At 52.1% G+C, this 10,885-nt stretch carries 12 protein-coding genes; 2 read left to right on the forward strand and 10 right to left on the reverse strand.

From position 1 onward, the window contains the following. Positions 1-30 precede the first annotated feature (30 nt). Positions 31-1,101, reverse strand: a complete 1,071-nt coding sequence (locus ABX962_RS05425; RefSeq protein WP_372717339.1) for an SHD1 domain-containing protein — start codon at positions 1,099-1,101, stop codon at positions 31-33. Between the two features lie 218 nt (positions 1,102-1,319). Here ABX962_RS05425 and ABX962_RS05430 point away from each other — a divergent pair, with 218 nt between their 5' ends. Then, a complete protein-coding gene (locus tag ABX962_RS05430) occupies positions 1,320-1,805 on the forward strand; it encodes a hypothetical protein (protein WP_372717341.1) in 486 nt (161 codons plus the stop codon). A 408-nt stretch (positions 1,806-2,213) separates the two neighbouring features. On the opposite strand, the gene ABX962_RS05435 is transcribed toward ABX962_RS05430, so the two are convergent. The 4 genes from ABX962_RS05435 to ABX962_RS05450 all read right to left on the reverse strand — a co-directional run bounded on the left by ABX962_RS05435 (position 2,214) and on the right by ABX962_RS05450 (position 5,303). After that, complete coding sequence (locus ABX962_RS05435; RefSeq protein ID WP_372717343.1) at positions 2,214-3,335, reverse strand: hypothetical protein; 1,122 nt, start codon at positions 3,333-3,335, stop codon at positions 2,214-2,216. Between the two features lie 365 nt (positions 3,336-3,700). Beyond that, positions 3,701-3,880, reverse strand: coding sequence for a hypothetical protein (locus ABX962_RS05440; protein WP_372717345.1), 180 nt, complete (start codon positions 3,878-3,880; stop codon positions 3,701-3,703). 748 nt (positions 3,881-4,628) lie between these two features. Next, complete coding sequence (locus tag ABX962_RS05445) at positions 4,629-4,901, reverse strand: hypothetical protein (RefSeq protein WP_372717347.1); 273 nt, start codon at positions 4,899-4,901, stop codon at positions 4,629-4,631. A 225-nt stretch (positions 4,902-5,126) separates the two neighbouring features. Continuing rightward, positions 5,127-5,303, reverse strand: a complete 177-nt coding sequence (locus tag ABX962_RS05450; RefSeq protein ID WP_372717348.1) for a hypothetical protein — start codon at positions 5,301-5,303, stop codon at positions 5,127-5,129. 131 nt (positions 5,304-5,434) lie between these two features. On the opposite strand from ABX962_RS05450, the gene ABX962_RS05455 reads away from it, so the two are divergent. Further along, positions 5,435-5,659 (forward strand): hypothetical protein, encoded by a 225-nt coding sequence (locus ABX962_RS05455; protein WP_372717350.1) that lies wholly within the window; start codon positions 5,435-5,437, stop codon positions 5,657-5,659. A 248-nt stretch (positions 5,660-5,907) separates the two neighbouring features. Here ABX962_RS05455 and ABX962_RS05460 read toward each other — a convergent pair whose 3' ends face one another. The 5 genes from ABX962_RS05460 to ABX962_RS05480 all read right to left on the reverse strand — a co-directional run bounded on the left by ABX962_RS05460 (position 5,908) and on the right by ABX962_RS05480 (position 10,346). Next, positions 5,908-6,549, reverse strand: a complete 642-nt coding sequence (locus tag ABX962_RS05460) for a DsbA family oxidoreductase (protein ID WP_372717352.1) — start codon at positions 6,547-6,549, stop codon at positions 5,908-5,910. 274 nt (positions 6,550-6,823) lie between these two features. After that, positions 6,824-7,135, reverse strand: a complete 312-nt coding sequence (locus tag ABX962_RS05465; RefSeq protein WP_372717354.1) for a hypothetical protein — start codon at positions 7,133-7,135, stop codon at positions 6,824-6,826. Positions 7,136-7,932: 797 nt separating this feature from the next. Continuing rightward, positions 7,933-8,301 carry a hypothetical protein gene (locus ABX962_RS05470; RefSeq protein ID WP_372717355.1) on the reverse strand — a complete coding sequence of 123 codons (369 nt, stop codon included), beginning with the start codon at positions 8,299-8,301 and terminating at the stop codon, positions 7,933-7,935. Positions 8,302-9,268: 967 nt separating this feature from the next. Continuing rightward, on the reverse strand, positions 9,269-9,841 hold the full coding sequence (gene sigZ / locus ABX962_RS05475) for an RNA polymerase sigma factor SigZ (RefSeq protein WP_372717357.1): 573 nt from the start codon (positions 9,839-9,841) through the stop codon (positions 9,269-9,271). A 1-nt stretch (position 9,842) separates the two neighbouring features. After that, the gene (locus ABX962_RS05480; protein ID WP_372717359.1) at positions 9,843-10,346 is read right to left on the reverse strand and encodes an ArsI/CadI family heavy metal resistance metalloenzyme; all 504 of its coding nucleotides are present in this window, start codon (positions 10,344-10,346) and stop codon (positions 9,843-9,845) included. Positions 10,347-10,885 lie beyond the last annotated feature (539 nt).

Genomic DNA, 10,885 nt, shown 5'->3' on the forward strand with positions numbered 1-10,885 from the left:
CTAATTTTTCTTGCGTGGTTAACCGCATCTCTATCGGTTGCCGAGCCGTTCAGCACGTGTGCGTTCGCGTATCATGTCAACAACTTGCCGACGATCCTTGTCGGACAACTTGTTCATCGGAAGCGTCACCTTACTACAATCCTCTTTCAGCAACACTACTTCACCGTCGCCTGCGGCAACGATAATCGCGCGCACGCTGTGCTTCCCGCTTTTGTCGGTGATGTTCTGCATCTGTCCATCTGGATCAGGCGAACGCCCCATGTCCAGTAGCGTAACCATTAACTTGAGCTTTGCGGTCGGTGTGCCCGTAGGAACGTCAACGCCGGCGATGATTAGTTTGGTAAGCAGGTCAATCCCATCGGCTCTCGCTTTGTCCGCTTGTTTCTCCTCCGGTGTCAATTCCATGCTCATCAACATGGGGTCAACTGCACTTGGTTCACTTTCGCGAACCACAATACTTGAGCAGTCCGCAACACTACCTCCCCGGATGGCTATGACAGCGTATGGATACTTTTCGTATCGCCAATGCTCGATCGAAGCGGGATTGCCAGGTCCCGGTTTGTAAACGATGTCGTCGATTGTCTCTAGGTCAGGCCAGGAAACAAAGTGTCTCGCTTTGGACGTAGGAAACCCATCCGCTTTGATGACGGCATCCACGTTATCATACTGTCCGTACGGCAACTCACGGATTTCTACTGGAACTTCAATTCTCGTTTCTCCAAGCGTCACGACGAACGCGGTCTTCCCGCTCTTCTTAAACGAGTAGAAGCCTCCGATTGTTGGCGAATCGTCGATTGCGATTGAGTTGTCAATTGAAGTGACTGTTACTTTGATTGGATTGCCGTCAACATTGAAAAAATCATGATCTGGTCGCAAAGTTTCTCCGTCGTGATTCAGTGTAAACGTAACAAATCGCGTGGTGTTCGAATGTCCACCACGAAGCGTGTAAACAATCGGTGATTTCAGGGTCACAGTCAGCACACCGTGCGGGGTCTTGTGTTGCGTCCGTCCAGGCGGAAGTTTCTCATCGGCAATGCAAGTCTCGGTTGTTGCGAGCAATAAAACAACGAAGAGGATTGCGGTTACGGTTGTCTTGGCCATCGTGGTTCGTAGAACGGTGGATGAGGGTGTATTCAGTCGGATAACGGTAGCTAGAGCTTACCAAACAATATAGCGATTAATGCGTTCCGTTGAAGTCATCCGATACAATTACCTGTTCATCAGATTAGTGAATTGACTGAGAGACCTTGGCAAAGCAACATGGTGCACGGGCCAAACGTTGTCACCGGTGATTCAAGCTGGAGCCTGGATCATAAAACATGGCGAGCATCTCCATGATAGAGATCACACACACGTACGACATGACATTGCCTGTAGTTGATGGCGTGCACGAAGTCTTACTCGCATTCTTCCAAACGTCTAAGCACGGGCCGTGGGCGTTGTCATTGGAATCTCCGAATACCCAGTTTCATCTTGTGTTTCGAAGAGGCGACTGGGTAAAGCCAATGTTGGGATTGTCACCAAATCTCGCTCCCGCCGCCTACAAAACTGATCACCGCGGTAAGGTATTGCCAAGAACTCAACCTATGACGTTGGATGTATTGCTGCGGCCATCACGGTCGTCGATCGACGTAAACCTTCACTACAACATCGCACTCCGGAAGCCTGTTCCCTTCTATCAGCGAGGTGATTTTGACAAATACTGGACGACATACGTACGTGAAGAAATTGAAGCTTTGTGCAAATATCTCACCGACTGCTTTGATCTTCCAGAATTGCCCCGACTCAATCCGCCAATGAAGTAGCGAATACCACATCGCAATGCAAAACAATTTCTTTGCTTGGTACAATTTCTGTAGAAAGCACACTACAATCGGAACGACGCCAGCGATGGAGTGCGACGTTTGCAAGCGGCAATAGAACCTTCAAGAACTACTGGAATCGGCTGCATGAATCCAATCGAACCAACGCTCGTCACTGACTCCCCGGCTTGTCCAAAATGCGGTTTTTCAATGAGCCTTCAAGCAAAGGATGCGAGCAATCCACAAGACTGCGAATACGTCTGCCAGCATCCTGATTGTGGATACGTGATGGCTGACCTAGTTGAAAACAGATAGACGAAGCAAAAAACTTTCATGACCACGACAGTCGACGAATACCGCTGATGCTCCATTTTTAAACGCGTTGTCCCCGGATCCGCGTTCATGCCATTCTTATTTTCCGTCGGTCTCCAGCAATGCCAACGCATCTGCGGGCTTATGCGCGGTCTTACATTTAAAATACTCATCAAACTTAAGATTACCGTCTTGAACCAGGTGATGCAAAGAACCTTCCGTAAAGAAACGATCACAGTAAGGCAATGCGGCGATTGCGTGACGAAAGTCGAACAGATCGTTAGGTTTGTATTTGCGGTTTTTGTCCCATCGCAAAGCTGCATGTAGCCCCGCTCCAATGCGCAATGACGGCAATTGATGGGTCACCTTGTTTAGTCGAAACGCGTTGTAGATCAAGTTCGCAAGCATCTGGCCACTAGACGTGTCCTGCTGCTCCTCATCTGTGAGTTTTTTGCCGATATCACGCGTGTAGATGTACTGGAATAGGTCACAGAATGTCTTCTTGTGAACATCCAGAATTCCTTGCACTTCAGAAAGAAATACACCCTTGAACGAAGAGTGCTCGTCAATGTGGGCGAATTTGCCCGCATTCAGATCACCGGAAATGTCTTCAAACGATGATTTTTTCGCGGCGGCTTTGCTGGGCCCCATCACATTGAGCATATCTTCGAGCCCGAGCGTCCACATATAATCAGCAAATGATTTTTGCATCGCCATATTCACGCTATCCGGCACTCCGTTGCAGTCAGGAGTTACGAAGCCGAGCACATATGCTGCCCTGGTCCAGACGAGTTCATGCAATTTGTAAACCAAGTCACGTGACTTGAGGGAAGACTCAACGAAGTGAAAGAATTCCATTTCGAAGCGTTGCATGACAGGAAGTATACAAACGCGGAGGGACAAGTCGTCAATAAGGCGAGCGGTCGCCATCAAGGTGTGCTCGTCATCCTGCTTCATCACCTCGAGGTAAATGTCCGCATTAAGCGGACATATCAACGATCCATCGGCAACGCCAGTCTCAAGAACGCGGAGAAGTTCCTTTGTGTCGGAACAGTTCGATCGACCTAGGCGTACGTTTCGAAGAAGTACCCAGTATTTAGTGTCGAGATATACCTTTGTCCTCTCGCTGATTTCATGCGCCAGTGCGATCCGTTTTCGTCGGACGTACGTAGCCACATCAATTTCGGGTTGGGCAAGGTGCTCACTGATAGATGGCAACATCGGAATTCGTTCACAATGGCTTTCGAGAACCCGTCCAAGGATAGGAGCTTTCTGGTCTCTTCAGGTTCGTTAGGGCAAATAACTGTTCTTTTTCACCCCCGCTCACTCCGGTGGCATAGTCAGATCTGACTAAATGTTAATGTATCCTCCGCTGAACCCGCTGTCATGCTCCCTGCTGTGCTGACGATTTCACGGTCGGCAAACCTTGTACGGATCGTAAGCTGATTCCGCTCGGCTCAGGTGAACACGCTTCAACATTCCAATAAACAACCAATCCATCGGTTCGCATTTTCCAAACTCGATCCGTGGCACCATGTTCGCATTTCCCCTTAAAAATGGATAGTTATTACAACAGGATCTGAAAGTTAATTGAACTTAGTCGTCCCGCCATTTGGCTTCGAGTAGGGGAAAATATTTTCAGCGGGACATACATACGGGGGTGGGATCACATCGGGGGCGGGCCACCCGGTCGTCTTGTTGTCGCCCTCGTACTCAGGCGTTGCGTGCAGCGTCGTCTCGATCTCGGCGGCCACTGACGGATCCACCGTGGCATGAGCGTGATCAGTCGGCCGTCACCTTGAGTGGTCCGCTCCGCCTGCGCCAACCTTGCTCGTTCCTCGCTTCGGTAGGCTTGGCTTCGCTCGGTTGGTCTCAGCCACTTCGTTCGGTACCTGTCGTCGCATCAACGAGCCATCTCTATCGGACTTCGCTTCGCATCGCCGCTTGTTCGTTCCTCACTGCGCCGCGTTGCTACGCTTCGCCGATGCCTTGCGGTAGCGGATTCGCCCCACTCGCCCGTCTATTTAGCGGTGCTACGCCATCCTGGCTCCGCCCCTTCTTTATCGGCCTCCATGCCTCGGTTCGTCGTCGTGTCGCCGCGCTGGCCCGCTACGGACGCCGTTCGGCCGCATCTTTCCCGAAGTTACCTCAGATCGCTCTCGGCCCCCGTACCGATCCAACGGACTCGACGGCTACGCGAATCCATCGCTTGCCTACGACGACTCACACGCCCGACTCGCGTCGCTCGGTGGCTACGCTACAGCCATCCATGGCTTTCGCTTGCCACTGGCATCCATGCCATCGGGCGGTGTCAGGCGTCGGCATCCGTGCCGACGTACCCTGCGGTCTTTCCTCGCGTGGTTACGTGTCGATCTTGGCGGCGTGGCTGGTTCGTCTTGATGTTGCGTTCGGTTCGCCGCCGCTCCCGATCCGATGGGACGAATAGGTTTCGTGGGCGTGGTACGATCGTTTTTGTCGCAATCTCGATTCGCCCACGACTACAGCAATGGACACTTAGGTAGCGTGCTCCGTACTTTGCTTCCGTCTCTTCAGACCACGGGCGACGTTGAGCAAATCGGCTTTGGCTGCTATGTCCAAAGAATGCCATATCCGTAGCAATTCAGACGTTTCTTCGTCGAACTGCGCCGGATTCTGCGCCGCCTCACCCTCCACATCGCCAAAACACGGGGTTTTAGGCGTTTGTTCAAGTCCGTTATCCTCCACTCTGGAAGCCGCTTGTGATTTCACAAGCGGCTTTTTTCGTGCGCCGATCTCGTTGAATACCAACGGTTTGCGGCATTTTGTGATCGAAGCTGCCCGGTGGGTACAAGCGTGTGTGTCGGGAAGTGGGTCGGATTTCGCGTCAGAGGCGTTACGATGAAGCCCCTTTTGATTTTGTGTAACCAGCCAGCGATGGGACGGCAGCTAGCTGTCTTTGGCAAGCTCATCAAGAAACGGCTGAAGCTTCGGACGTGGTTCAAGGACGCTAACTTCAATGTTTCGAAACGGGGATCAGAATACCGGTTCGTGGCCGACGTGCGAGACACTTTGGATGCCATGCTCGACGCCACCGTCAACCATTCCAACTCCCGTCAGCACCGCCACTCGCAGATAGTTAAGAACGTCATATCCCAACACTCTCGCAGGGGCTTTGCGAATCGCAGGACACTCTTGTTCCGAATTTACCACATTCCCTCCTTCTCCAGATCAATTCCCCACTCGTCCAGTACAAAAGCTGGAACGACTCGAAAGCTCGCCCGACCATCAGCCCACTTGATTGTCTCTGGCCGTTTAGCAAACTCGGTGCATAGACGACTCGGATGTGGCATGATCCCGACTCGCCCAAGATCAAGACGATCCGAGTCCCAGCAAGTTTGAATTGTCGCGTCGGGATGATTTCGTTCATGGGTGTGCCCTTCGCAGGCACGGTAGAGCAGCTTGAACTCGTGATCGTCCAGTTCGAACAGGTCACCCCGCAGTTCTACGGCGAACTCGGCAGCCCGTGCCCCATGCTCTGGATCAGTGACTTCGTTGATTCTGCGTGAGTCGTGAAGTACAGCAAACAGTGACACGACTTCGACGTTGGCTCCAGTTACTTCCGCCAGTTTCAGCCCATTCCCGAGGACTCTGGCCCAATGCGCAACGCCATGATCACCGCCCAGCGGAAGGGAGCAATCTCGAAGGACGGCTTGGAGGATTGGCTTCAGCTTCATGTACATACTTAGAAATCGCTTTGATCTGACTCATCTAATTTCTTCAGCTTTCGCATACAACTCTGCCGGTGTTTTCCCTGTCATGCCGAAGAATCCATCACCTGTCTGAACGCCTCAAGAAATGTTTCCGCCTGTTGTGCGCCGGACAACGTGATCTTCTGGTCAATAATGAAAAATGGAACCCCTGTGACCCCATATCGCTGTGACATTTCTCTGGCGTTTGAGATGATATCCATTCCATCATCACTGTTCAGCATAGTGTCGGCAGCTTGCCGGTCCAGTCCAGCTTCAGCAGTCACGTCAATCAGTCTCTGTCGCTTGCTGATATCCTTGCCCTCTGTGAAATAAGCTCGGAACAGTGCCTCAACAACCGCATCTTGACAACCATTCTGATCGGCAAGCCAGACGAGCCGGTGAGCATCAACTGTGTTAGGCGTTGTTTCAGATTTATCGAAGGCGAAATGTATCCCTTCGGATTCCCCAACAGCAATAACTTGAGCATCCAGTTCCATCGAGCGTTCCCAACTGCCGAATTTTCTGGTGCGATATACTTTGCGACTGATGCCTTCTTTCGGCATCGTTGGGTTGAGCTGGAACGGATGCCAGTGAACCTGCACGTCGTGCTGACCATCGAGAGAAGCAATCGCCTTCTCAAGCCGTCGCTTGCCGATGTAGCACCATGGGCAGATGACATCCGAGACCACGTCAACAGCTAGATTCATTGCAACTCCTTGTGATCAACAGTGGTGTGTTTCTGTTGTCATACCTGATCAACGGCTAATACCTTCGACAACACTGAGTTTGGTACGCGTTTGAATTCACAGATATTGAACCGACTTGGTAAAGGTAACGCTGGCCATCACAGCGTGGCGGCAAACGGCTCTCCATTGTCAATAATACAAACACCGTCGTTGGGAAACCGGTTTGGGGTAGGTTGTGGCATTCCACGAACCACCAGAACAAGCAAGACCGGCAACGCTATCATCGTACCGCATGTCACCAGGGTTTGCTGCGATCGGGCGCCGGAGCACTAGTGAGCACCAACCAGTTGCGCCGAATCAGCATCAAGTACGCGGCCAACACGAAGGCATTGAGCATGAACTGCATCGAGTTCATCGCGTTACTTGAAGCGTTAACAGCGACTGCGAACTTGGTGATCGCAAGCGATGCCACGCATGCACTTGCAAGAAGTAATCCAGCGGCGATGAAAGGAACGCTTGCCGCCTTGCCGGGGTGCACGCCCGCAAGTCTGGCCTGTCGATAGAAGGCCGTCGTTGCGACGAGAGCGACGATGACAATCAGCAGCATGATCGATCGGTTTGCATGGAGTCCAATAGTTGTCGTGCAAGCAGAGAAATCGCTCGCAAGCCCAGCTCCGGGCGAGTAGAACGATGTCTCTCGGATGTTAGCATACGCTTTATATTTCCGGTATGCCACCAATTTCTCCTCGGCGTGTCACAACATTGGATCCTTGTCCATTGGATCACTGAATGGCCTCAGAACTGGACTGGCGCCGTTAACGCGCCGACTCCCAACGGACACCTCTCACCTGGCATCACTTCGCACTCTTCAATCGCGATCAAGTCCGCGGCAAAAGGATTTGAGCCTCGTGGAAATCCGGCGGATTCGCGGAACATCACCGAACCTAGATGTTTCCCGCGAATCACGCCAATTATCGCGAATGAGTGCCGCATCATGAAATTGCCAAGGGACAAAATGCAAGCCAATCAACGACGATTAGCTCACGGCAGGACACTGACGAGGACAGGTTAAAAAATCGTAGGTTAGAAAATAAGAAGCGATTGCTTGTGCAAAACGAACCCGAGCAACGATGAGTGTTGATGAGCAACAGACGAATTGGGGGACAGACGAATGAAACTGGGCCGCTCACCAAGCATATCATTCAGCGGCGACGGCGATCGTTGCCAATCTTTCTGTCGCAACAATCTTTCTGTCTTACAAACGCTACTTCCTGAGTCGCTTGAGCACGATGAATCCGCCTGAACCCGATCTCCCCATCACTCACTCCGTGTGTCCTTGCCTTGCTTTCGCCAGCTAGTTTGCAAGACCTTGCCGGTCCGCACGTGCACGGGCTGGCTATCCGATCATTCAGGGTCATCCGGAAAAAGCGGCCAAGGTGGATCGATCGGAGTTAGCTGTAGCTTACCATCCGGCTCATACGATGACACGTACCAGCGTCCGTGAGTCAGAACAGACACGCCGGCCGCAGCATTTTTATTGGCGTCAAGCCATCGTTCTAGCTGCTGTGTTTCGATCCGCTGAATTTTTGGTCTGCTGTAAAAGTCCTTCATCTTTTGTTCGTGTTCGACCGAAAGTAGATCGACGGCAGCGCGTGCACATAGTTCGATCGCGCGACGTTCCTCGTCGGAGACTCGATCAGAATTGACAAGTGCTTCGAGCACGGGGCCGAGTTTCTCGAAATCGAGTTCTTTACGATCATCAGGGGTTAGCATTGCAATGCTCGTGACTCAAGAGCGAATTTGTCATTCGGGTAACCAAACGGTTCAGCGGGCGGGCGCGAGCGACCTTCCATCGGAAAAACGGCCATCACGCCTCCTCTGTTGCAATCGAATGATTACCCATCATTGACCATGCGTGAACGTGCAGGCTGTTGACCCGACCATCAAAACAAGTGGACACCAAAAGGATACCAGAGTTCGATCGGCAGCGTGAGATTTGTCCACGAACGATAGAGCATCGGCTGTTCGTCGCAAGAAGAAATGAACGAACAGGAGGAAACGAAGGGAACAGAGGAGTACTGACCGTCAAATCCGTTTACTCTGCTCCGTTTGCTCTGCGACCTGATGTTCAATCCGACCGCGCTGATCGTCTTGGAGGAAAAAAGTCCAGCACATAAATAGAGATTGGATCCGGGGCGATCGCAACGCTGAACTCTTTCCACACGTCACGCCTATTTTTGCCCCACATGTTTTTGCCAGCAATGTAAGCAATGTAGTGGAGAAAAAGTCTCGACGGCGCGACGTCCGATTCACAACGTCTGCGACGTCCAATGATTTCGAGCGTTGATGGTCCCAACGCGAACCACTGCATCAGCTTCACGATGTTGCGATCAAATCATCGACTACGCAGATCACGCGGACCGATTCGACTGCGAAACATCTTCCATACCAGAACGGCAGCGATATGCAGGCGGCGACGGGAGGCCACTTGCGGAGCGAGCGGGGGCCAAAAGAGATGGGGTAGGAAGATGGAGGTAGGAAAATAAGGGCTCTCGCTTCTCCGTCTTTCCAATCTTTCTGTCGCGTCAATTTTTCTGTCGCAACAATCTTTCTGTCTACCCGAAGTCCAATTTGAGATCGAGTGGAGCCAGTCCAGTCCATCATCCTCATCCGAGATATCCCCAACCAGACCTTGTCGCAATGATAACGCTGTCTGGCACGGGTGACTGCGACATCTCGTTTAACTGCCTTCGCCGCTTGCTGATTCACCGCAGGTGACACAGTCAGACCTGACTTGGTAGTCAATCACATTCCCTCTTTTGTCAAACTCGAAGTGGCAGCACTGGAGCAAGTTGTCTTTGAGCATCTTACGTCCTCGCTGAATTCGTGACTTTGCACCCGATATGGACAAGCCGATTTGCTCGGCGACCTCCGTTTGACGAACCCCCTTCAGCTCTGACAACGTGACCGCTTCACGATAGTCTTCGGGCAACTCAGCGATGCGATTGACAAGCCACTGCCCGACCCGTTCGTTGAGGTTCTGATCGTCAGTGACTTGATCTGGCTGAGTCTCCGTTTCGTCGAACGTCAACTCGGAACGGCGACGATAGTGGTCCGTCACGACGTTTCGAGCGATCTGATACAGCCATGCCGCCAAGCGATCTTCATCGGTCAGTGAACCAAGCTTGTCATGGATCCGAACGAACACATCCTGAAGCAAATCATCGGCGACGTGATCATCTTTGACCCGCCGCCGAATGAACGCACGAAGTGCCGTGCCGAAGTCGTCCCAGACCTGTTGGGTATCACTCATGTCACGCTTTCTCTGAACAGCATGGCTCGCTGCCAACCGTGCAACACACGTCACTTTGTGTTGCAGGGCAGCATTCATTATCGGGATCGGCTTTGCCAGTTGGTGTATCGTCGAGAACCACGAAGACTTCCCAGCGGTACCCATCCGGGTCTACGATCCAGACCTTGTCCTGCACGGCGTGACAGCAGTTGACCGAATCCTCGATTCGGGTCACCCATCCGGCTAACTCCAACCGCCGTCGCATATCGCCGACGGCCTCGGTTGATTTTACTTGGATTCCGAAATGAGAAGTAGGATCGGCAGGGCCTTTGGCCTCGCTGGACTCAATGATTGAGAGATTTAACGGCGGTTCTGCGACCTCGAACCGAGCATAGCCGGGACGACTCTTCGTCGGATCAGCCTCGAACAGCGAACGATAGAACTCGGTCGAGCGATCTACGCTCGAAACTGCCAGACTGATGTGGATTCGACGGGCTGTCGCGAAATCAACGGCGGATTGAGACATTTTGGAACTCCTAATTTTGGGGTGAAACCTGCATTCAATAACCCAGACGGAGTGATTCGAAAAAAGACGCAAATCAAACTCTGGATTTTTTCGTCCTCCGCCATGCAAGGTTCAAATAAGGCTCCAATGCTCTTCTGTCAGCTCAAAGCAGAATGGCCGCGTGTATTCGAGGGGTGCCATACCCGCGAAAAGATTTGGTAGGTAAATGGAGGTTAGAAGATGAAAAACGCGTCCCCCTCCATCTTTCAACTTTTCTGTCGCCCCCATTTTTCTGTCTAGCTGATTCCTATCTACGCAACCCCCGAGCGGCCGCCGAACGAGAGTCGCTCAGCCCCCTGACAGAAAAACTCCTCGTGAGGCACGTCGTGCAGATTGGGCTCATGCTGTTGGAAGAATTTATCGATCACGTCTCTCCTTAAGCTCATTCACTTCGCCACGCAATCGTCCAACTTCATCCCGAATCTGATCGAGTTGCTTCATCATCTCGCGAAGCAATTTATCGCTAGGATGTTTCTGGCGTTCATGCAGTTCCCGTTCCA

The organism is Novipirellula sp., from assembly GCF_041583735.1.
GTDB lineage: Bacteria > Planctomycetota > Planctomycetia > Pirellulales > Pirellulaceae > Novipirellula.